This is a genomic window from Desulfoluna spongiiphila, from assembly GCF_900101345.1.
Taxonomy (GTDB): Bacteria; Desulfobacterota; Desulfobacteria; order Desulfobacterales; family Desulfolunaceae; genus Desulfoluna; species Desulfoluna spongiiphila.
Map to the genome: position 1 here is coordinate 158,542 of NZ_FMUX01000002.1, position 20,479 is coordinate 179,020.

The window sequence follows — 20,479 nt, forward strand, 5'->3', positions numbered from 1 at the left end:
GCTCCGTCCTTGGCTTTTATGGTGTGGGGTAGATCAGGAAAGGCTCCCTCTCCCTGTCAAATCCGTTGAGCTCATCCTGCCAGCCCTTTTCCAGCTCGTCAACGGGGACCCCATTTTCAAGGCATTCTCGCAGGTGTTTCGAGCCCAGGATCATGTCCATGGGGCATTTTTCGTACTCGTATTCGTATGGGGGCTCTTTCCAGGAAAAGTCGTCGGGGTGGCACACGATGGCGGCCCGGACAATATCCAGGCTGAGGCGGTAGGGGGAGAAACGCTCCCGGTCGGTGACGTGGATCTGAAAACCACGGCATAGCTCGCCTTGCCATTTGCCGAAGGTGGGTTCAAAGCCGGTCTCTCGCAGGGTGCACCCGGCAAGGCTGGCAGGGGTCAGGCAGGCCAGGAGTTTTTCGGTGTCGAGGTAAGGGGCGCCGAAGAGCTCGAAGGGCCGGGTGGTGCCTCGACCTTCCGAGAGGTTGCACCCTTCCAGGATTACCTGGCCCGGGTAGACCAGGGCCGCCTCTTCGCAGGGCATGTTGGGGGAGGGCAGCACCCAGGGAAGGCCGGTGTCGCCAAAGTGCATGGACCGGGTCCAGCCCTTCATGGGCACCACGGTGAGGTCGCATCCGATGCCGAAGCGTTCGTTGAAGAAAAGGGCCAGCTCGCCCATGGTCATGCCGTGGCGCATGGGGATGGGGTAGCGTCCCACAAAGGAGGTGAACGCCGCCTCGGTGAGGTTGCCCTCGGTCTTGATGCCGCCGATGGGGTTGGGCCGGTCAAGGATTGCCACGTGAAAGCCTTTTTCCGCAGCCGCCTCCATGATGTAGGTGAGGGTCCAGATAAAGGTGTAGACCCGTGTCCCCACGTCCTGGATGTCCACCACAACCGTGTCGATGCCGTCCAGCATCTCATCGGTGGGCCAGCGCGTTTCGCCGTAGAGGCTGAAGACCGGCACCCCGGTCACCGGGTCGAGCCCGTGGCCCGACTCGATCATGTTGTCCTGCTTGTCGGCAAAAAAACCGTGCTGGGGAGAATAAAGAGCCCCCAGCCTTGACGGCAAGGCCTCGGAAATCAAGTCCCGTGCGTGGCGGTACGAAGGGCCCACTGACGCCGGGTTGGCCAAAAGGGCCAGCTTTCCTTGTCGCGCCCAGGCAGGCGGGGATTCCAGAAGATGTTCAAGACCGGTACGAACGCGTGACAAAACAGACTCCCAGGTTCGCGAATGCTCCCACCCCTCGTTCCTCGGGATGATCACATGCGCTGACGGGCTTTGCCCGGGAATCGCGCTGAGGGTGACGCAGGTGGGGGTCGCAAAATGTGTGAAGGTTGCAGGCTTAGGCAGATCTGTTGTGCTCGGCGTCTTTCTGGTGATTGACGGAGCACAGCCAGTCCATGGTCATTAGCCCTTTTTCCCCTTATAGATCTCCGTAACCTGCTCCTTGGAGAAGTGGTAGACGCTGTTGCAGTTGTGGCAGCAGAGTTCCACGGGGAAGGGGCCTTCGTTGGCAATGGAGGCCAGGTCTTTTTTGGGCAGCATGGCAAGGTGCCCGGCAAAGGCTTTTTCGGAGCAGCGGCAGAAGAACTCCACGCGGTGGCTTCCCAGGAGCTTGGGGGAGAGCTCGGAAAAGGCGGCTTCAATCACCTCTTCGGGGTTGTCGGCCCGTTCTGCGATGTCCCCGGGGGAGGGAAAGGAGGCCATGAGCTCCGCGATCTTTTTGTCGGTCTCTTCAGGGGCTCCGGGCATCACCTGGAGGAAGAGGCCGCCGGCACCCACCACTTCGCCTTCTTTGTTGAAGTTGATGCTGAGGTTGAAGACCGTGGGGGTCTGCTCCGAGGTGAAGCAGTAGTTGGCCAGGTCTTCGGCGATGTTGCCGTATTCCAGGGCCACCTGTCCGGTGTAGGGCTGCTTCATGCCTTCGAGTACCTTGGTGACGGTGAGCATGCCGGCACCCAGGAAAGGCGACATGTTGAGGCTTTCCAGGGGGGCCTTGACGGGGATGGGGCTCTTTTTGAGGAACCCGCGCACTTCACCGTAGGCATTGGCTTCCACGGTGAGGCCCTTGGCCGGTCCGGTGCCGTCGATGGAAAGGGCGATGCGGTCCCGTCCTTTGAGGTTGGCGCTCATGAGGGTGCACCCCAGGTAGGCATGGCCGAGGATGTAGGTTTCCAGGATCCCCAGATCGAAGTTGCCGCGCATTTCGTTGATCATGCGGGTTCCATGGACAAAGACACCGCGGACGGTGTCGTCGGCCAGGAGGAAACGGTACATTTTGTCCCGTGCACTGGCCTTGAGCTGCTCTTTGGCGTTGGCGCCGTATGGTTTTTTCTTGATCATCTCTTTTTCTATGGTATTTCGCACCGCCCGTCCAGGTCGAAGGGGATGCCGTGATTTATCTTTGTTGTTGAATTTCCATCCGAATTGCAGCCCGTTATATAATACAGCTGGATCGGGAATGCCACATAAAAAGGTCCCGGGCGGGTGGTGCCGCCCTTTCGGCACCGGGAATGCGACGGACAGGCCCCTCGGGTACCGGCCGGAAAATCGATTAAACCTCTTTTGGGCAGTGGCCGATAGAATCCCTATCAGGGATATTTTCCATGTCATTCATATGGGAAAAATCTTGAGACATTCATGGAAACGACCCTGGGACGACGGGCGGCGTGAGTATGGGCAGGCCCAATCGTTTTCAGGGAGTTGGTGCCGTTCAAGGATGGAACACCACGGCAGCGCCCGGCCGACAAGCATGGCCGGGGCCGTGTAAAATTCCCCCTTCAGGGGAAAAGGAGCAAGGATGCTGATGAAGAGACGTATGTGTGTGATGGGTCGCAGGTGCCTGGTCTGGATGGTGTTGGTGGGCATGGTGCTGGGGGCTGCCGGTCCCGTGTCGGCGGGCTGGTATCAGACCCCTGATTACATGAAGCCGTCAGAGGACCTGTCCTACCCGGAAGACGCCGAGATGGACCCTCAGCAGGAGAGATACACCACCCCTCTTTTTTACATGCCCGATGTCTACCAAACCCACCGAATCACAGGGTACGGGGCCGTGGCCCTGACCATCCTGGCCGTGGCCTCCGGGGATGACTCCACCCTCCATAAGGTCAGCGGGGCAAGCGCGGCCCTCTGCGGCGTGGCTGCCGGAACATCCGGCCATATGGCCTATGGCGGTGGGATCAATTTCAGGGAAGGGTGGACCCGGGAGAATATCCATGCGGGCGCCGGGTATCTGGCCACGGCGGCCCTGGTGCTGGCAGCAGGACTTGGTGCTGCCGACGAAGACCATAAAACCGTGGGCGGGATTGCCACGGCTGCCGCTGTTGTTCCGGTGGCGGTGTTCGTTTTTTAACGTGTGGCCCACTATCAACACGTATTCTGTTACTTCAAAGCTTGTGAACCTATCGCATAAACCGTTAGCCTTTATGTCGGGCGAAGCCCGAGTCTAAGGCCCTTGCGATTTGGCCCGAGGAACGAGGGACAAAGCGCAAGGGCAATCAGCTTTCGAGGTGGCTCACCTCGCCGCCGGAGGCATTCTTTTTTCCGGCTCTCAGGGCAAATCGCTGCTGGTTTTGCCGTGGGGCATGTTGCTGAGGGCTTCCCTCAGCTTTTTGGAAAATCCTTGGGGGACGGGCTCGTCCCCCACCTCTTCACAGAATCCCACGGTCCGCTTCAGGGTCTCCAGGCAGGTGGTGCAGCAGGGACAGGCCTTCATGTGGGCCTGGATCGCCTCGCAGGTCACCTCATCTGTTTCCCCGTCTATGTATTCCGACAGCTTCGCAAAAAGCGCCAGGCACGCTTCGTGATCATGGTGAGTGTGGTTGGTTGTCATGGAAATATCCCTTTAATTCTTCCCGCAGGAACAGGCGGGCGCGATGGAGCCTCACCTTGACGTTGGCGGGCGTGATGCCCAGGATCTCGGCTGCCTCGTCCGTTGAAAAACCCTCCATGTCCCGTAAGACCAGAACCAGCCGGTACTGGGGGGGCAGCTCTTTTACCGATGCCTTGAGGTGATCCCCGAGCTCCCGGTTCAGCACCTGGCGGATGGACATGGCCGCCCATTCCGGGAGCTCCGTGTCGATGTCGGCGTGGTCTGCGGGCAGGAATTCGTCCAGGGAGAGCTCCCGTTCCGGTGCGTATTTGGATCTGCGCCGCATGCGGTGGCAGACCCCGGTGGCGATGCGGTACATCCAGTTTTTAAACTTGGTCTCCTGCCGGAAGTCCTTCAGGTACCGGAAGATGTTGATGAAGGTTTCCTGGGCGAGGTCTTCGGCATCGGAGGCATCCTTGCAGATGCGAAGCCCGAAGTTGTAGAGTTTCCCCTCGTACCTCGTCACCAGTTCTTCAAACCTCTCCGCGGCCCCGCTTTGGATGGCCGTGACCAGCTCCGTGTCCTGATCCGTGACTTCAGGCACCCGGCTTGCGTCTCTTTCCATTGGTTTGTCCCCGGCCGTTTTTTTTCTTTCCTGCCACCTGGCAGGCATCGCTCATTCAGGTATTGATTCCCATTTTGGGCAGGATCCAGGCCTGAAGGGCGACCCAGATGATAACGATAAGTCCCATGGCAAGCAGTGCATTCATAACGATACTCCTTTGAGAGGGCAAAGAGCCCTTGTTGTTTCAGGTTCCAGACTATCGCAAAGCCCGGATGTTGGACAGTGAATAAGTATGCCAGCATGCTTATGTCTTCTATGGTGAAAGTGCATGGAAGAAAGCCTCCGGCGGCGAGGTGTGCCACCTCGAAAGCAGGTAGCGAATGCGCTTTCCCCTTCGTTTTTCAGGGAAAATCACATTCGCCTTTCATTTCGGGTATATTGGGTGCCTCTTGTCAGGTACATGTTTGGCAACCATTTTAAAAGGTTCGCTCCCGGCAGAGCCGCCGGAGGCATCAGCTGAATGGTTACTGCACGTTAGCCTTTGATCCACCCCACGTCTCTGATGCCTGCGATGAGGGCGGTGATGCCCAGGGCAAAGGCCCCGAAAAGGTGAACGAGGTCCAGGGCGGTGATGGCCGTGGCCGGCATGGTGACCCCTTTGAGATTTTTGACAACGAGAATTGCCCCCGAGGCAATGATGGCGATGGTCAGGCCGATTTTAACCCGGGCGGTGGAGGTGAACCCCTGGCCTTTTTTTTCAAGTGCCCAGGTGGTGGCCACCCAGGCGACCATGGCCAGGAAGAGGGCGGCGGTGACGTAGTGGATGGCCAGGGTGATCTGGAACTCCGCCAGCCAGCCGAGGCCGGGGATGTCGGCGATGTAGTACCGTTTGAATATGGGCATGTGACCCACACCACTCAATGCAAGGAAGAACAGATTGACCCGGAAGAGGGTCTTAAACACAGGTGTCATGAGGCGTTCTCCTGTTTTGCCGCTTTTTTGAGTTTGAAAAAGATGCGTCCGGCTGCAGCGGCAAAGCCTGCCAGGGGAGCCAGGAGCAGCGCCGCACCCATATTTTCGGCCATGGCCATGCTGTTGCCGTGGGGGGCGAGGTCGGGAAGGCCCGCGCCCTTTTCCACGGCACGGTTCAAGGTCTCAAAAGGCACGGGGGAGACGTAGAGGGTGTTGGTTCCCCCGTTTTCTTCCAGGCCGTAGATGTACCCGTTGGTCTCGGCTGCAAGGGCCTTGGCTTTTTCGATCATCTCGTCCCTCGGGCCGATGCTCTGGACCCCTTCGGGGCAGGCGTCGATGCAGGCGGGAAGCTCTCCGTCTTTCAGACGGTCATGGCACCGGTCGCATTTGTACATCACCCCGTTTCCGGCCAACGAGGGCAGGATATCCAGATAAAGGCCGACCCCGGTCTGTCGTTGCGGAATATGCCAGGGGCAGGCTTTGCGGCACTTGGCGCCTCCCAGGCAGAGGGCGTCGTTGATGCGGGAGAGCCCGTTTTTTTCCTGGACCGCCGCACCCCAGGGGCAGAGTTTTACGCAGGGCGGGTTGACGCAGTGCATGCAGCGCCTGGGGATATAAAGGGTGTACTCTTCGCCGTCCACGGAGACTTCGGCCTCCTGGATGGTGAGCCAGTTGTAGGGGGTAAGGCGTCCCTCCTCGTCCTTCTCATCGCTGAAATCCTCCACCGGTACCCGACTGGGCACCATGGCGGGGAAGGGCTTTTCAGGTCGGGGGAAATTTTTTTCGTGGGCCTCTTTGCAGGCGGTGACACACTCGCCGCATCCCACGCACAGGGACAGGTCAAAGAGGGTGGTGAGGTAGCCGCCGGGGTCTGCGGCCTCGGCAGCACCGGGCAGGGCCGCGGCCGTCACCGCCGTGGCGGCGGTGGCAACGCCCCCTTTGAGAAACGCGCGTCGTGATAAGCTCGGGTTCATAAGGGTCCTTCGTCGGGTCACGCTGGTTTTAGGCACAGAGGCCTCGAGAAAAAATCGCAATACGTTTAGGGCTGTGGTCCATACCCCTTAAGAGACGGGCGCAGGAAAAGGGTTACAAAAAAATAGCCTCCGGGAGCTGGCCTTCGCTTCCCTTTGACAGAGTCTTTCAGGCGTCGTACTATAGGTACAGGTGACACGGACATGGATGCGCCGCCTCACCCCCTGCATTCTTTCTCCATGAGTGCCTTTTCCCTTTCTCTCTCTTTTTCCGTTTGATTTCCGGCCGCGATGTTTTTTGCTGTCTTCCATGTCCGTCACCGGCCCATGACCAGGCCTCGCGGAGATACGACGGCTTGCCGCCGGGTTTTTCCAGGGCCCTTGAGACCTCTGCTGACCGGGGGCTGTTGCCTCTGAGTACGGGAAAGGGGGAATGGAATGAAGCACAAACGGACGATGGTCAACCGCTCTGCCCAGGACAGGCGTTGTCAGGATTCCAAAGAGTGGAAGGGTGCGGAGCGAAGGACAAAAGAGGAGAAACGGGAGCAGTGGCAGCGCGCCGGCAAATGGCGCAGCAAGCACAAGCCGATCTCGAAGATCGACCTCTCCCACAATGCCTTGCTGTGAGCCCTGTGGCCCGATACGCCAAGGCCTTTCAACCCCATTTTTAAAACGACCTGTCGGGCTCCCGGGCGGGTGGCCCCAGGCGTTTGATGACCGTCGCAACAAAAAACCGCCCTCCGACGAACGGGGGGCGGTTTTTTATGACGGGCGTTTTGTGGACACTCCCGTTTTATTCGGCGTTGGCTGCCATGGCTTCTGCCCAGAAGGGGGACATCTGGCGCAGGGTGTGGATGATGCCGGGCAGGCATTTGAGGACGGTGTCGATGTCCTCATCGGTGTTGTCGATGGACAGGGAGAACCGGATGGTGCCGTGGGCAGCGGTGAAGGGGATGCCCATGGCGCGCAGCACGTGGGAGGGCTCCAGGGAGCCCGAGGTGCAAGCGGATCCCGAGGAGGCGCAGATACCAAACTCGTTCATCATCAAGAGAATGGCTTCGCCTTCCACGTACTCGAAGCTGATGCTGCAGGTGTTGGGCAGTCGGTTATCAAGGTCCCCGTTGACAAAGCTGTTGGGGATGGTGTCAAGGAGCCCCTTTTCCAGCCGGTCCCGAAGGGCTTTGACCCGGGTGTTCTCCTCTTCCATCTTTTCTGCGGCAAGCTCGCAGGCACGGCCCAGGGCCACGATGGAGGAGTGGTTTTCCGTTCCGGCACGTCGCCCTTTTTCCTGGTGGCCGCCCATGAGGAAGGGGGCAAATTTGGTTCCCTTGCGGATGTAAAGAGCGCCCACGCCCTTGGGGGCATGGAGCTTGTGCCCGGACAGGGAGAGCATGTCGATGGCCGAGTCGGCCATGTTGATGTCGATTTTACCCACGGCCTGCACCGCGTCGGTGTGGAAGACCGCGGCGCCCAGGGATTTTACCTTTTTGGCAATCTCTTCCACGGGGAAGATGGTGCCGGTCTCGTTGTTGGCCCACATGATGCTGACCACGGCTGTCTCTTCGGAGACGGCGGCGTACAGGGCGTTGAGGTCAACGCGACCCTGCCTGTCAACGGGAACGAAGGTGGTGCGGTATCCCTTTTTCTCCAGGTCTTCGCAGTAGGTGAGCACCGCGGGGTGCTCCACCATGGTGGTGATGATGTGTTTTTTGTCGGGGTGGGCCGCCAGGGCTGCGTTGATGGCGGTGGAGTCGCTTTCGGTGCCGCAGCTGGTGAAGAGGATCTCTTCGGGCTGGGCGCCGAGAAGGCGGGCCACACGCTCCCGGGCACGGTTCAAGGGCTCGCCGGCTTCGGCGCCTTTGTGGTGCATGGACGAGGGGTTGCCGTACACGTCTCGCAGGCAGGGAATCATCTCGTCGAGAACTTCGTCCGCCACTCGGGTGGTTGCGTTGTTGTCAAGATATACGGTGCGCATTACTTCACCTCCTCAACCACGAGTTCGGAGGTCACCAGCTCGCGGAGTTTGGCTTCCACATGGTTCTTCAGGGTTACCTGGGATTTGCTGCAGGAGGCGCAGGAGCCCTGGAGGCGGACGTAGACCTTGTCGCCCACGACGTCCACAAGTTCGATGTCGCCCCTGTCTTTCTGGAGGGTGGGTTTGATCTCACGCTCCAGCGTGCTTTCGATGAGCTTGATCTTCTGCATGTTGCTCATGCGCACGGGCTTGATGATCTCCATGGGCGCATCGCCCTTGACCTTATGGATGATGGCTTCGATGTCGTCATGGCACTTGCCGCATCCGCCACCTGCCTTCAGGTGGTTGATGACCTGATCGATGGTGGTGAGGCCGTCTTCTTTCACCGCGCGCTCGATTTCGAGGTCGGTGACGCCGAAGCATTCGCAGACGACGTTGCCCTGGGTCTCTTTCACCACCTCGCCGCGGTAGTCGGCAATGGCTCGTTCCAGGCCGTCCCGGCCCATGACGGAGCAGTGGATCTTTTCCTTGGGAAGGCCCCCTAAGAACTCGGCGATGTCGTCGTTGGTGATCTTGGTCGCTTCGTCCAGCGTCAGGCCCTTGACCATTTCGGTCAGTGCCGACGAGGAGGCAATGGCGCTTGCGCACCCGAAGGTCTGGAACTTGGCATCTTCAATGATATCATTTTCGCCCACTCGAATGGTGAGTTTCAGTGCGTCGCCGCAGGAGAGGGACCCCACTTCGCCGACACCACTGGCGTTTTCAATCACACCGACGTTTCTGGGGTTCAGAAAGTGCTCCCTGACCTTTTCCGTATAATCCCACATGGTAATCTCCCGTTAAGCATAATATATGGCCTCGCATCCACCCGGCGGTTCGCGAATGCATGCAGCCGGGTGCTGCCGACATTTCGAAAGTCCATGATGTCCCGACGAGGCGTTGTTGCAATGAGCATTTTTCAGCATGCCGTCACAGGCCCTTAGGTTGGAGTTTTTGAAGGGCCGTATGATTTTTGGGGCTGCCGAACGTTTTTCAATGAAGATAAGAATCAACCACGATTGGTCAACCCTTTCAAGTATAAAATCATAAAAACGATTCCCTGTGCCTTAAAGACTGGGTTTTCGCCCGTTGTACCCAGGGAACAGGTGACGATACCGTGGGGCTCCTGTGTGTTATCCCGCCCGGTAAAGGTGATGATTGCAACTTGCAACGGGCATGCCAGGTGAAACGCGGTGCTTCCATCCAGCTGTAAGCATACACCATTTGGGGCGTTGCCGTCCAAGGTCCCGGCGGGTACGGCCCATGGCAGGAGGTAACGTTCGAAACGTTAACCGTTGATGATAAATCGTTAACCGACTGCCCGGTGGCAACCGAAGGGTTGGTGCGGGTTGCCACGGCGTGTCCGAAAAAGGCCGGGGAGGGAAAAGGGAGCATGACCTTGACAGCCTTTCTCCCCCAAGGGATAGTAGATGGCAAAAACAGGCTTCTTTATCCCTGTTCCATGACGAAGCAAACCCAAAGGGCTCGGCCGGAAAATAATGACACACCGTGACGTGTTGGCCGTTTGAGCGATGCCGGGAATTCACCGAACGGTAAGGCTCATTGCGTGCTGTTTCATACGTCAATACGTGTATTTTTGCCGTTGCCCTAAGACCCCGTGCACGAAGGGAACGCCCATGGATGAGAGCACCACACGCCTTGACAGGGCCGCGGAGTATATCCGAAGCCGCTGGTCCCGAAAACCCAAGATTCTGATCATGGCCGGTACAGGCCTGTCCGACTGCGCCGGATTTGTCTCCGAAGAGGCTTCCCTGATGTATGGTGAGATCCCCGGATTTCCCCTGTCCACCGTAGAGAGCCACACCGGGTGCCTTCTCTGCGGGGACGTTTCCGGCACCCCCGTGATGGTGATGCAGGGGCGTTTTCACCTGTACGAGGGGTACACAGCCCGGGAGGTGACCTTTCCCATCCGGGTGGCTCGGTTCCTTGGGGCCCGGACCCTTATCGTTACCAACGCCGCAGGGGGACTCAACCCTACCTTTAAAGAGGGCGGCATCATGGTGATTCAGGATCACCTGAACCTCACCGGAGAAAATCCCCTGGTGGGGCCCAACAACGATGACTGGGGCCTTCGCTTTCCCTCCATGATCCACGCCTACAATCGCGACCTCTCCGATACGGCCTTTGCCGAAGCTCGAAACATGGGTGTTCCCGTTTGCCGGGGTGTCTACGGCGGCCTTAAAGGCCCCAGCCTTGAAACCCCTGCCGAGATGCGCTGGCTTCGAACCATCGGTGCGGACTGCGTGGGCTTTTCCACCGTCATGGAGGTGATCGCCGCAACCCATGCGGGGATGAATACCCTCGGCCTCTCCCTGATCACCAACATCAATGATCCGGACAACCCGGAAGAGGCCACCGTGGAAAAGGTGCTGGCTGTGGCTGAGAAGGCGCGGCCGGGGTTTGAGAAGGTGTTGAAACAGGTCATGGGTTATAGGGAAAACAGGGGGGCGCTTGAAGGCGTGGCGTTGCCGGTGAATAGGGGGTAGGACGTGGTGAGGGCATAACGGCTGGTATGCCGTTTGATCATAGAAGAGATTCTTTTTTGAAAGGGGCGGAGCGATGACCAGAGGGACGACGTTGATCAATGGCGGGTGGGTGATTCCCATGACGGACCGGGAGGTTTACGAAGGGGGCGCCGTGCTGGTGAAAGATGGGGTGGTTGGGGCTGTGTTCCGGGCGGAGGACGAGCTCCCCGAGGTGGAGACGGTGGTGGATGCCGCAGGGTGCGTGGTGATGCCCGGTCTTGTGAACACCCATTGCCACAGCCCCATGTCCCTGTTCCGGGGGCTTGCCGACGACATGCCCCTGGCCTCCTGGCTCAACGAGCATATCTTTCCGGCCGAGGCCGCCCACATCAACCCGGAGACGGTGAGGGCAGGGGCCCTGCTCTCCTGTGTGGAGATGCTGTTGTCCGGCACCACCACGGTGTGCGACGGATACTTTTATGAAGGGGAGGTGGCCGAGGCCGTGGTGGAGACGGGGATGCGGGGGGTGCTGGCCCACGGCGTCATCGACTTTCCCGCACCGGGGGTGCCCGACCCGTCGGAGAACGTTGAAAAAGCCGCAGCCTTTGTGGAGGCGTGGAAGGACCGCTGGCCCCTTGTCACCCCGTCCATTTTCTGCCACACCCCCTACACCTGCAGCGAGAAGACCCTGGCTGTAGCCAAGGAAGCCTGCCGTCGCCTTGGCGTGCTGTTTCAGATCCATGTGGCGGAAACCGAAGACGAGGTGCAGCGCCTCAAGGAGGAGCGGGGGATTTCTCCGTACCAGCTCCTTGATGACCTTCACATTTTGGACGAGACCACCCTGCTGATCCACAACGTCTGGATGAGCAGCCGGGACATGGATCTTGTTGCCCGGCGAGGCACCACCGCCTCCCACAACCCGGGCAGCAACACCAAACTTGCCTCGGGGCTCTGTCCGGCCTCCGCCCTTATGGAAAAGGGCATCCACGTGGGCCTTGGAACCGACGGCGCGGCCAGCAACAACAATCTGGACCTTTTTAACGACATGCAGCTTACGGCCAAGCTCCACAAGGCCTACAGCCTGGATCCCGTGGCCATGGACGCCTGGACGGTCCTGGAGATGGCCACCCTGGAGGGCGCAAAAGCCATCGGGCTGGGGGGGAGCATCGGCAGCCTCCTGCCCGGCAAGCGCGCGGACATCATCCTGGTGGACATGAACAAACCCCACCTCACCCCCACCCACAACCCCGTTTCTCATCTGGTGTACGCCGCCACAGGGGCCGATGTCCGGGACGTCTTTGTGGAGGGCAGGCAGGTTGTCAAAGGGGGGCGGCTCCTCACCGTGGACGTGGGCTCCGTCATGGCCGAGGTAAACCGTATTGCCGCGTTCATGGGGTGATGTGTCTGTGGAGCGCATGATTTGGCCGATTGATCCGTTGTTTCTGCAACAGGAACAATTTACGAGAAAGGTGGGCCATGAAGAGACTCTGTATTTTTTTGTTCGTGATGGTGTTGACCGTTGGGTGCGCGTCCCTGTCCGGAAACGAGCCGCGGACCGTCAGCAAGCTGGTGACGGGTGACCTGAGCCTTGTGGAGCCTCCGGCACGTCGTTTTGCCATCTACCCGGTGGTCAACGGCTCGTACCTCGCCGAAGGCCCTGACCGCGACTTGATTATCGGTACGACGCGGGATGAGATCCGTGAGATCATGGTCGGCAAGGGCTACGTGCCTGTGTCGCTGGCCGAGGAGCCCGATTTTATCATCGGCTTCGGGCTTGGGGTGGAGTCCCGGATTACCGATGAAGAAATTTTCAAGAAAACCGGCCTGGTGGCAGGGCTCTCCACCGAAGGGATCAACCAGGCGGCGTTTCAAAAAGGCTCGATCTTGGTGGCCCTGTTCAAGCCGGGAGCCAAAGAGCCTGCATGGCGGGTCCTCGCCCAGGGGATGGCTGAGATGAAAAAATCGGAGGCATCCCGGAAACAGGCGATCCACGAGTTGCTGGCCGTCATGCTCAGTCCTGTTCCTCCGGCGGGCAAGGGGATTCCTTAAGGTGGAAGGGGCCATGAAGAGACATGGCCTCTTCGGCAAGAAGGCTCCGGGGTAGCACGTGGTTTCGTTGGCGTAATTTTGGCTAAGGGGCACGTAAAAATTAAATTGTCGATCCCATAAGAATGCCGCTGTGGTTTAACCCGAAGAACGAGGGGTAAACCACAGCGGCATTTAACTTTCAAGTCCGGCGGAGGCAACCCGGTAAAAGATGCCTTCGGCGACCCTGACGGGGGCCAAGCTTTCGAAAAGTTTGATAAACAGGTTTTAAAAACAGATTCTGTTTAGTCTGAATCAAAGGTGAATGTGATTTTCCCTGAGGAACGAAGGGGAAAGCGCATTCGCAGCCTGCTTTTTTGCTTTCTCTCTTAATCCTGGGCCACGGAAGGCTCTGCGCTGAGCTGTTCCACATCCTCAACGGTGGTGTTGGGGATATGGACGCCGTTTCGTTTGGAGAGGATCACCAGGGAGACGACGAGGGTGGCGATGGCCAGGAGCAGGCAGAGGGCGCTGCCCGTGATGCCGGCAAGCAGGTAGGCCAAAAGGCTCACGGTGCCGTTGAGCAGGGCGTAGGGCAGCTGGGTCTCCACGTGGTCGATGTGATCGCATCCGGCCCCGGTGGAAGAGAGGATGGTGGTGTCGGAGATGGGCGAGCAGTGGTCTCCGAAGAGCCCGCCGGAGAGAACCGCCCCGATGCAGGCGTGCAGGGGGGCGCCCAGGGTTTCCGACATGGGGATGACCAAGGGCATGAGGATGGCGAAGGTCCCCCAGGACGAGCCCGTTGCAAAGGACATGATCCCCCCGATTAAAAAGACCACGGCGGGCACGCCCCAGGCGGGCAGGGTACCGTGGGTCACCTCAATGATGTAGTTGGCTGTTCCCATGTGTTTGCCCACGGCGCCCAGGGACCAGGCCAGCACGAGAATCACCGCCACGTTCATCATTTTATTCATCCCGGAAAAATAGATATCGAAGCTTTCACCGAGGGTTTTCACCTTGTGGAAGACCATCAGCGAGATGATGGTGACGGCGGCAAAGAGGTACCCGGTGCTCAGGGCGGTGCGAAACGTGCTTCCCGGGACTTTTTTCAAGGGAAATCCCAAGGGCCCTAAGATACCGAAGAGGGTGACGAACAGGACGATGAGGGGAAGCCAGATGAGAATGGCCTTGCTGTTGGCGTTTCGTTCATCGTTGGCGTGTCTCAGGGGCTTGGAGTGGGGCCAGTATCGCTCGCCGGTGTCGATGGTGCGCTTTTCGGCCCGGGCCATGGCGCTGAACTCATAGCCTGTGAACGCCACCACCGGCACCATGATGACCGCAAGGATCGGATAGAACTGGAATGGAATGGCCTTGATAAAGGCGGCCCAGTCTGTTTCGGCGATGCCCAGGGCTGAAAACTCCTTCTGGATGAGCCCCATGACGTAGACCCCCCAGCCGATGAACGGGACGAGCACGGCAATGGGGGAGGCTGTGGAGTCGATGATCCAGGCCAGTTTTTCCCGGGAGACTCTCAGCTTGTCGAAGAGGGGCTCGGAGATGGGGCCCACGATGAGGGGCGTGCCGAGATCCGAGAAAAAGACGATGATTCCCCCCAGCCATGCGGAGAGCTGCACCTTGAACCGGTTGTTGACGATCTCGGTCATCTTCAGGGCAAAGGCGGCGGCCCCGCCCGATTTTTCCATGAGCCCCACAAATCCCCCGATAAAAACAAGGAGAATCAGGACCCCCGCGTTGTAGCTGTCGGCGACCTGGGCAAAGAGATAGGATTTGATCATGGTGGTGACAGCCGTGACGGGATGGCCCCCTGAGAGGATGAGAACCCCTGAGAGGACCCCTGCAAAGAGTGCCGGAATGACGTTTTTCAGCTTGATTGCGATGATGATTGCCAGCACAACCGGCAGGATCGAGACGATACCCATGTGTTCCATAGAAAAATCCTTAAAAGACTGTCAGTGAATAATTTTAACTTATTTTCAGTGTGCAGATAGGAGGAATTCTATGGGTTGTCAAGTGCCAAGGCCATGAAAGACGGAGCTGTAGGTACCCAGCGGTAACCTGCTTTCAAGGTTGCACACCTTGCCGCCGGAGGCTTTTTATCATGAAATTTTACTCCCCTAACGTGTTGATGGCTCTTTTTGCCTCTGCTTCCATGGCAGGAAGATCCTCTTCAGGCAGTTTTTGAGTGATTTTCGCAAGCAGCTCCGGTGCGGAGGGATAGCCATTCATGGTGGCTGCCATGGCCCAGAGATAGGCATTTTGGTAATCCCCGATGCCCTTGGCATGCTGATACAGGATCCCCGCGTATTTCATCTGGGCCTCGGGATGATTTTTTTCTGCTGCGTACTCATAGGCTTTTTTGGCCATGGAGATGCTTGCCTCGGCAGAGTCCGGGGCGGCCCATCGGTCCCCCAGGCCCACCAGGGCTTGGAGTGAACCGCTTTTTCGGGTGCTGTATAACAGGCTGTCCATGGCGGACTGCTTCTCTTGAGCTTCGGGGTCCATGGCTTTGAGGCGAGCGATCTCTGTTTCAATTTCCTGTCTGGTGATTTTTCGGGGGCTGATCTCAAAGGCGCGGAATACCGTTGCCTGCCCCGGGGGCAGGTCTTTCAGGAGGCCTCCATACAAACCGATGGCGCGGTTGAGGCACTGCCGGAAACGGGTGTCGCAGTTGTGTGGGAAGCTGTAGTACCTCGCCAGGTCGTATTGTGCTTTTCGGTCCCCTTTATCCACCAGTTTTTTTGCAAGGGGAAGCCATTTTGTCGACCATTCCGGGGGAGCGTCGTCGAGGGGGAAAAGATAGATGCTTGCCAGGGCCTTTTGTGACGGGGTGTGCCCTTTTTCAGCGGCCTTTTCGTACCAGTGAACCGCTTTTTTCAGGAGTTCGATATCCTGATCGAAAAGATCGTGGATGCCTGCCTCTTCGGCATAGGTTTCCGCCAACGTGTACTGGGCCGTTGTGTCTCCTTCAACGGCGGCTTCCAGCAGGGCGAGTTTGTCTTCCGAGCCCGTTGCCCATGTCGCCCCTGCCCATAAAAACAACACCGAAAAACCAGCTATGAACCGTTTCATGCAGACTCCTGTTTTTTTGAGATCATGATGTGCGGGTGACCCTCGCAAAAAATGCGTGCAGCAATGGGCCGTCTGACTGTCTCAGCGGTCTTGCTGCTATGGGAAGTCATAAATGATTCGCAGGGGATAAGATAGAAAAAATGCCGTTGTGAGGGAACAAAGGCGAGCCGTACATTGCTAACACAGGGGTCACTCCGTGGTTTCCGGAGACATTCGCTTGTAATATTTTTTGTGATACCAGCTCCCGTCACCGGGGGAGCAGCCGAGTTTTCTCCTGACGAGATAGACGAAAAAGAGGAAGAGGACCCGGGCGACCCCCTGGGAGAAGGGCGTGGATTCCCATCGTCTGGGGGAGACGGTGACCCGTTGGGGAAGAATTACCGGTTTTGCTGTGCGTTTCATGATGAGGGAGAGCTCCACATCCTCCATGAGCTTCATGGGGGGAAATCCCCCTGAGGAATCGAGGACGGAGCGCCTCACGAACTGGCACTGGTCGCCGAAGCTGATGCCGGTTATGTGGCAGCGCAGGTGGTTTAACCCTGTGATGAGGCGGGTTCGGGCCGTGGCGGGGGAGAACCCCATGGAAAAGGCACCGCCGGGAACGGTGCTGTGGGCAAGGGCTCCTTGGATGGCCGCTGCCCCGTGGGCCGGAAAGCGGGCGTCGGCATGGAGCACCACCAGGACATCCCCCCGGCAGGTGGCCCACGCTTCGGCGATCTGTAACCCCCGCCCCTTGCGTGTGCACTGCACCACCCGGGCCCCGGCGGCCTCTGCAAGGGAGCAGGTGGCGTCCGTGGATCCTGCGTCGGCCACCACGATCTCAAGGAAGGGGGCGCCCATGGCAAGGCTTCCCACGGCTTCGGCGATTCCTGCCTCTTCGTTCAATGTGGGGATGACAGCGCTCAGGGTCGGAAAGGGCGGGTGAGTGTTCATGGGCAAAGTGTGCCATAGATGGCCGGTGAGTGCCAGCTTGGGTTTTGCTCTGGTGCCGCGGCAGGGACCTATTGATATGGTAAATGGCTTGTTCGTACTGCATCAATACAAACGATTGGTTTTTTTACTTGCTCCCCGATATATGCATCACCAATGAAATCGGTGGCGAAAGCGCGGGGGATGGCGGAGGTAACCATGACATTTTTCTTAAAAAACAGATGGGTCTACAGGGGGCTTCGGCTTTTTGTGGCCGGTATTTTTCTCTGGTCGGGTGTGGGTAAGCTCATGGATCCGGCTGCTTTTGCCGTGGTGATCGACGCCTTCGGCATCCTGCCCGAGGGTTTTTCCGGCCTGGTGGCCGTGGTGCTGCCCGTGGTGGAAGTGGCGGCGGGCCTGGCCCTGGTCTTTGACCTGCGGGGGGCCTTGGGGACCCTTTTTGTGCTCATGCTGTGTTTCATGGCGATCCTCGGGTATGGCATTTACCTTGGCCTGGATATCGACTGCGGCTGTTTCGGACCGGAAGATCCGGAGTCGCGGGCCTTTGGCGGGCTTCGTACGGCTTTGTACCGGGATGTTGTTTTTTGCGGGTTCATGGGCCTTGTGGCCCTGAGCCGTCGCTTGAGGCGCGGGGCGGAACAAAGCGTCGATGTGCAGAGGCTTGACCCCCGAATGGTATGACAGGAAATCCCGTCGGTTGACTTGCGGGTTGAATAGCCCTTTTTGTGTGTTTGGTTTTATGCGGTTTTTTGAAACGGATTTATTTAAGGAGAACAACGATGAAACGATTTTCTGCGGTGATTGCGGTGGGCCTGACCCTTCTTCTGGCCGGCAATGTGTTCGCGTTTGGCAAGAGCAAGTTTGAAAAAGAGGTGGAGAAAGAGACCGGCGCGGTCAAGCTCGTGCGTGAGATTCAGCGCGGCGGCTACGACCTGGTGACCACCGCCGAATTGAAGAAGATGATCGATGAGAACAAGGAGATGATCATCGTCGACACCATGCCCTATGACGCCAGCTACAAAAAGGCCCACGTCCCCGGTGCTGTGCAGTTTCTTTTTCCCATTCCCGACATGACGGCCTGGAACGACGCCGAGACCGCCGGAAAAACCCAGGCCGAGTACGAGGCCCTCCTCGGCGCGGACAAAGAGAAACTCATCATTGTCTACTGCGGCTTCGTGAAGTGCACGAGAAGCCACAACGGCGCGGTGTGGGCCAAAAAACTGGGCTACAAGAACGTCTATCGCTACAGCGGTGGCATCTACGCCTGGAAAGGCGCAGGCCATAAGGCCGAGAAAGTCGATTAAACTCGCCTGACCCCCTTTCTTCCATATCCTCCATCTGAAACACCCCTGAACCGCTCCAGCCGGTCCAGGGGTGTTTTGGTTTGGCATGGGCCGAACCCAAAAAAGCAAAGCTTCCGACGGGCAGGTGGGGGCCCCTGCAAACCCTCTGGCGAATGCATGAAGTCTGTCGTGACGTCTTGCTCTGTCAGGGTATTCGCGTGATGGGTGACCCAAGGCGCCCCATTTCGAGAAGAGACCTGTATTACTGCTTCTATACGTGGGCCGACCGAATCATACGCTCGATTCCAGGCTTTGCCTCCATGTGTGATGTTGCCAGAACCTGTGTCGTGTGCCACCCAAGGTCCGGTTGAGTCACGGGCGAAGCCCGTCAGCGAATGTGAGGGGGCGAGGTACGAGCCCCGGAGCATTCGCGAACCTGGGGTCAAGGGGCTTAGCCCCTTGCCGCCGGAGGCTGTCGTTTTCTTGTCCACTCCTCCATGCGGCAGCGGGTGCGGAGGATAAAGAGAAGGAGGGGGATACCTGCGTCCGGGGCGAAGCCCAGGGCCGTGTCGGCCAGGAGGCGGCGGAAGGTCGTGGTTGCCGACGGGGAGGTCCAGGTTCGGGTTTCGTCGGGAAAGGTGGCGGTGACCTCGTGGGGGCCCCACACCAGTGGCGTCGTGTTGCTGCCGGAGGCGACCTGCCGCACCTCGTCCGTGAGGCGGGCGCGGAGGGTGTTGATCTCGGTTTGGCTGATGGGGCGCTTGGGGACGTCGAATCGATGAATCCATGGCATGTTGCCCTGGATGCGGTCACAGGCCACGGCCTCGGCGCTGACAAAGGAGACGGGGATGCCGTGCTCGCCCAGCACGGCGGAGAAGAGCTCCACCTCGGTGACGGGGCTGCCGTTGATGCAGAGCTTGCGCAAGGTTTTCTGAAAAATGTGGGGGCTGAAGCCTTCCTGGTCCGGTGCGGCGTGCCAGCCGACCATCACGGCGCAGTCTGCTTCGGGCATGGTGCCGATAAGGGGCACGGGATGCCAGCGGTGGCCCTGGACGCAGCGGACCTCGGCCATGAGTTTCTCAGGGAGGATGTTAAAGCCCGTGCCGTGCATATCCCCGACGGTGATGGCATGGTAACCGGCATCAAGAAGGCCCCGGGCCGCGGCGTTGACATCGTCGGTGAGAAGGTGTCTGGCCTGGCGCCATGCATCTGCACCGGGCGTGCACTGGGCCTTGTCGTAAACGCCGATGATGCCTTCGATGTCGGCCAGGATGAGGGCGTGTCTGGTCATGGGGATGTCCGAAAGTGCCTATTTATATGATGAGAGCCATTGTGGGAGCTTTGGTGATTAAGTATTTATGATGAACGTGAAAATTGCAAGTAAACCCTGCGAGATGAAGTCGGCCAAGTGTCAGCGGTGTTGATTTGCTGACCTTATTCAGGTGACACCGGGGCAGGGAAAAGGCCCTGAGATAGCTCTCAGGGCCTTTTTTATTGTATCATCCATGGGCCCATGGCCTGTCACCCGCTCTTATTTCTCCCACCCCGTGATCATCGTCTTCAAGTGAGAAAACACCGTCGGCCCGGTCGTGACCATGTAAACGTGCATGATGACAAAGGCAAGGACCAGCAGGGCACCGACGGTGTGAAAAACAGCGATGGCTTTCAGACTCACGTCCGCCATGACGTCGGTGCGGGTGTTGACGGTGTAGTAGAGAAATCCGGTGATCATCTGGCTCGGGAGGAGAAGGGCCGAGAAGAGGAGGTAGACGATCCGCTGCAGGGGGTTGTGTTTGGCCCGTTCCGTGGCAGGGACGGGGTGGGGCTCGCCTTTGAAGATGCCCACGGCGTAGTGACGGATCACCAGGGCCATTTTTCGGGTGGTGGGGATGTAGTGTTTCCATTCACCGGTGGTGGCGATCCAGAATGCAAAGAAGGCGAAAGCAACGGCCCAGGCGATGCCGGATATGTTGTGGACTCGGGCGGCGGTTTCAAATCCCATGAGGGAAAAGGAGCCGTGAACTTCCAGGCCCGTGACGATGAGAAGGGTGATGATCACCACCTGGAACCAGTGCCAGAGGCGCTCGTAGCGGGTGAAAAGGTAGAGTGGTTGGTTCATGGGATATCCTTATAAAAAAAGCGGGCGAAGGGCCAATGGCTAAAAGCGAAAGGCCGTGGAGTCGCTTCGCCCCGGTCATTTAAGTGAATAGCGGTGGTGCCGCTTTGCCTTGCCTTATTGATAAAACCGCCTGCATCCCTACTCCCTTGCGACACTTGTGATGGCAATCTGCTTTCGAGACGGCTCACCTCGTCGCCGGAGGCGGGCTTCTTTCGTAGAGGGCT

The 20,479-nt window shown here is 58.6% G+C and carries 20 protein-coding genes; 7 read left to right on the forward strand and 13 right to left on the reverse strand.

Translation table 11 applies throughout. The annotated features are described in order from the left end of the window. Positions 1-16: 16 nt before the first annotated feature. Together BLQ12_RS03810 and BLQ12_RS03815 are read right to left on the reverse strand one after the other, a co-directional pair. Positions 17-1,198, reverse strand: a complete 1,182-nt coding sequence (locus BLQ12_RS03810) for an exo-beta-N-acetylmuramidase NamZ family protein (protein WP_092208435.1) — start codon at positions 1,196-1,198, stop codon at positions 17-19. A 198-nt stretch (positions 1,199-1,396) separates the two neighbouring features. Further along, positions 1,397-2,356, reverse strand: a complete 960-nt coding sequence (locus BLQ12_RS03815; protein ID WP_254781966.1) for an Hsp33 family molecular chaperone HslO — start codon at positions 2,354-2,356, stop codon at positions 1,397-1,399. A 439-nt stretch (positions 2,357-2,795) separates the two neighbouring features. Here BLQ12_RS03815 and BLQ12_RS03820 point away from each other — a divergent pair, with 439 nt between their 5' ends. After that, positions 2,796-3,341 carry a hypothetical protein gene (locus BLQ12_RS03820; protein ID WP_139163821.1) on the forward strand — a complete coding sequence of 182 codons (546 nt, stop codon included), beginning with the start codon at positions 2,796-2,798 and terminating at the stop codon, positions 3,339-3,341. Positions 3,342-3,539: 198 nt separating this feature from the next. Here BLQ12_RS03820 and BLQ12_RS03825 read toward each other — a convergent pair whose 3' ends face one another. The 4 genes from BLQ12_RS03825 to BLQ12_RS03840 form a co-directional block, all read right to left on the reverse strand. Beyond that, a complete protein-coding gene (locus BLQ12_RS03825) occupies positions 3,540-3,821 on the reverse strand; it encodes an anti-sigma factor family protein (protein WP_092208441.1) in 282 nt (93 codons plus the stop codon). Beyond that, on the reverse strand, positions 3,796-4,425 hold the full coding sequence (locus BLQ12_RS03830) for an RNA polymerase sigma factor (RefSeq protein ID WP_175469479.1): 630 nt from the start codon (positions 4,423-4,425) through the stop codon (positions 3,796-3,798). Before BLQ12_RS03830 ends, BLQ12_RS03825 begins: the two co-directional genes overlap by 26 nt. A gap of 474 nt (positions 4,426-4,899) precedes the next feature. Next, entirely contained in the window at positions 4,900-5,337 is a 438-nt protein-coding gene (locus BLQ12_RS03835; protein ID WP_092208445.1) for a hypothetical protein, read from the reverse strand. Beyond that, on the reverse strand, positions 5,334-6,311 hold the full coding sequence (locus tag BLQ12_RS03840; protein ID WP_092208447.1) for a 4Fe-4S dicluster domain-containing protein: 978 nt from the start codon (positions 6,309-6,311) through the stop codon (positions 5,334-5,336). The genes BLQ12_RS03835 and BLQ12_RS03840 overlap by 4 nt, the downstream gene beginning before the upstream one ends. 435 nt (positions 6,312-6,746) lie before the next feature. On the opposite strand from BLQ12_RS03840, the gene BLQ12_RS03845 reads away from it, so the two are divergent. After that, positions 6,747-6,935, forward strand: a complete 189-nt coding sequence (locus tag BLQ12_RS03845) for a hypothetical protein (RefSeq protein ID WP_092208449.1) — start codon at positions 6,747-6,749, stop codon at positions 6,933-6,935. A gap of 166 nt (positions 6,936-7,101) precedes the next feature. Here the strand turns inward: BLQ12_RS03845 and nifS are convergent, their stop codons facing one another. Next, entirely contained in the window at positions 7,102-8,283 is a 1,182-nt protein-coding gene (gene nifS / locus BLQ12_RS03850) for a cysteine desulfurase NifS (protein ID WP_092208451.1), read from the reverse strand. Further along, positions 8,283-9,110 carry a Fe-S cluster assembly protein NifU gene (gene nifU / locus BLQ12_RS03855; protein ID WP_092208453.1) on the reverse strand — a complete coding sequence of 276 codons (828 nt, stop codon included), beginning with the start codon at positions 9,108-9,110 and terminating at the stop codon, positions 8,283-8,285. Before nifU ends, nifS begins: the two co-directional genes overlap by 1 nt. A gap of 849 nt (positions 9,111-9,959) precedes the next feature. Here nifU and BLQ12_RS03860 point away from each other — a divergent pair. From BLQ12_RS03860 to BLQ12_RS03870, 3 genes are all read left to right on the forward strand, one after another. Then, entirely contained in the window at positions 9,960-10,829 is an 870-nt protein-coding gene (locus BLQ12_RS03860; protein WP_092208455.1) for a purine-nucleoside phosphorylase, read from the forward strand. A 73-nt stretch (positions 10,830-10,902) separates the two neighbouring features. Continuing rightward, complete coding sequence (locus BLQ12_RS03865; RefSeq protein WP_092208457.1) at positions 10,903-12,207, forward strand: amidohydrolase; 1,305 nt, start codon at positions 10,903-10,905, stop codon at positions 12,205-12,207. A gap of 77 nt (positions 12,208-12,284) precedes the next feature. Then, positions 12,285-12,857, forward strand: a complete 573-nt coding sequence (locus BLQ12_RS03870) for a DUF4136 domain-containing protein (protein ID WP_092208459.1) — start codon at positions 12,285-12,287, stop codon at positions 12,855-12,857. A gap of 365 nt (positions 12,858-13,222) precedes the next feature. On the opposite strand, the gene BLQ12_RS03875 is transcribed toward BLQ12_RS03870, so the two are convergent. From BLQ12_RS03875 to BLQ12_RS03885, 3 genes are all read right to left on the reverse strand, one after another. Continuing rightward, on the reverse strand, positions 13,223-14,782 hold the full coding sequence (locus BLQ12_RS03875; protein WP_092208461.1) for a Na+/H+ antiporter NhaC family protein: 1,560 nt from the start codon (positions 14,780-14,782) through the stop codon (positions 13,223-13,225). A gap of 178 nt (positions 14,783-14,960) precedes the next feature. Further along, complete coding sequence (locus BLQ12_RS03880; protein WP_092208463.1) at positions 14,961-15,923, reverse strand: tetratricopeptide repeat protein; 963 nt, start codon at positions 15,921-15,923, stop codon at positions 14,961-14,963. Positions 15,924-16,112: 189 nt separating this feature from the next. Beyond that, complete coding sequence (locus BLQ12_RS03885; RefSeq protein ID WP_092208465.1) at positions 16,113-16,856, reverse strand: TIGR04283 family arsenosugar biosynthesis glycosyltransferase; 744 nt, start codon at positions 16,854-16,856, stop codon at positions 16,113-16,115. Positions 16,857-17,051: 195 nt separating this feature from the next. On the opposite strand from BLQ12_RS03885, the gene BLQ12_RS03890 reads away from it, so the two are divergent. Together BLQ12_RS03890 and BLQ12_RS03895 are read left to right on the forward strand one after the other, a co-directional pair. After that, positions 17,052-17,534, forward strand: a complete 483-nt coding sequence (locus BLQ12_RS03890; protein ID WP_175469480.1) for a MauE/DoxX family redox-associated membrane protein — start codon at positions 17,052-17,054, stop codon at positions 17,532-17,534. A 98-nt stretch (positions 17,535-17,632) separates the two neighbouring features. Beyond that, complete coding sequence (locus BLQ12_RS03895) at positions 17,633-18,157, forward strand: rhodanese-like domain-containing protein (protein WP_092208469.1); 525 nt, start codon at positions 17,633-17,635, stop codon at positions 18,155-18,157. A 430-nt stretch (positions 18,158-18,587) separates the two neighbouring features. Here BLQ12_RS03895 and BLQ12_RS03900 read toward each other — a convergent pair whose 3' ends face one another. Both BLQ12_RS03900 and BLQ12_RS03905 read right to left on the reverse strand, forming a co-directional pair. Beyond that, a complete protein-coding gene (locus tag BLQ12_RS03900) occupies positions 18,588-19,427 on the reverse strand; it encodes a M55 family metallopeptidase (protein WP_092208471.1) in 840 nt (279 codons plus the stop codon). A gap of 240 nt (positions 19,428-19,667) precedes the next feature. Further along, positions 19,668-20,255, reverse strand: coding sequence for a cytochrome b/b6 domain-containing protein (locus BLQ12_RS03905; RefSeq protein WP_092208473.1), 588 nt, complete (start codon positions 20,253-20,255; stop codon positions 19,668-19,670). Positions 20,256-20,479: the final 224 nt, after the last annotated feature.

What these genes read in the sequence shown, in the direction of transcription:
- BLQ12_RS03820 (WP_139163821.1), top strand. Translation starts at nt 2,796, where the DNA reads ATGAAGAGACGTATGTGTGTGATGGGTCGCAGGTGCCTGGTCTGGATG.
- BLQ12_RS03825 (WP_092208441.1), bottom strand. Translation starts at nt 3,821, where the DNA reads ATGACAACCAACCACACTCACCATGATCACGAAGCGTGCCTGGCGCTT.
- BLQ12_RS03830 (WP_175469479.1), bottom strand. Translation starts at nt 4,425, where the DNA reads ATGGAAAGAGACGCAAGCCGGGTGCCTGAAGTCACGGATCAGGACACG.
- BLQ12_RS03835 (WP_092208445.1), bottom strand. Translation starts at nt 5,337, where the DNA reads ATGACACCTGTGTTTAAGACCCTCTTCCGGGTCAATCTGTTCTTCCTT.
- BLQ12_RS03840 (WP_092208447.1), bottom strand. Translation starts at nt 6,311, where the DNA reads ATGAACCCGAGCTTATCACGACGCGCGTTTCTCAAAGGGGGCGTTGCC.
- BLQ12_RS03845 (WP_092208449.1), top strand. Translation starts at nt 6,747, where the DNA reads ATGAAGCACAAACGGACGATGGTCAACCGCTCTGCCCAGGACAGGCGT.
- nifS (WP_092208451.1), bottom strand. Translation starts at nt 8,283, where the DNA reads ATGCGCACCGTATATCTTGACAACAACGCAACCACCCGAGTGGCGGAC.
- nifU (WP_092208453.1), bottom strand. Translation starts at nt 9,110, where the DNA reads ATGTGGGATTATACGGAAAAGGTCAGGGAGCACTTTCTGAACCCCAGA.
- BLQ12_RS03860 (WP_092208455.1), top strand. Translation starts at nt 9,960, where the DNA reads ATGGATGAGAGCACCACACGCCTTGACAGGGCCGCGGAGTATATCCGA.
- BLQ12_RS03865 (WP_092208457.1), top strand. Translation starts at nt 10,903, where the DNA reads ATGACCAGAGGGACGACGTTGATCAATGGCGGGTGGGTGATTCCCATG.
- BLQ12_RS03870 (WP_092208459.1), top strand. Translation starts at nt 12,285, where the DNA reads ATGAAGAGACTCTGTATTTTTTTGTTCGTGATGGTGTTGACCGTTGGG.
- BLQ12_RS03875 (WP_092208461.1), bottom strand. Translation starts at nt 14,782, where the DNA reads ATGGAACACATGGGTATCGTCTCGATCCTGCCGGTTGTGCTGGCAATC.
- BLQ12_RS03880 (WP_092208463.1), bottom strand. Translation starts at nt 15,923, where the DNA reads ATGAAACGGTTCATAGCTGGTTTTTCGGTGTTGTTTTTATGGGCAGGG.
- BLQ12_RS03885 (WP_092208465.1), bottom strand. Translation starts at nt 16,856, where the DNA reads ATGAACACTCACCCGCCCTTTCCGACCCTGAGCGCTGTCATCCCCACA.
- BLQ12_RS03890 (WP_175469480.1), top strand. Translation starts at nt 17,052, where the DNA reads ATGACATTTTTCTTAAAAAACAGATGGGTCTACAGGGGGCTTCGGCTT.
- BLQ12_RS03895 (WP_092208469.1), top strand. Translation starts at nt 17,633, where the DNA reads ATGAAACGATTTTCTGCGGTGATTGCGGTGGGCCTGACCCTTCTTCTG.
- BLQ12_RS03900 (WP_092208471.1), bottom strand. Translation starts at nt 19,427, where the DNA reads ATGACCAGACACGCCCTCATCCTGGCCGACATCGAAGGCATCATCGGC.
- BLQ12_RS03905 (WP_092208473.1), bottom strand. Translation starts at nt 20,255, where the DNA reads ATGAACCAACCACTCTACCTTTTCACCCGCTACGAGCGCCTCTGGCAC.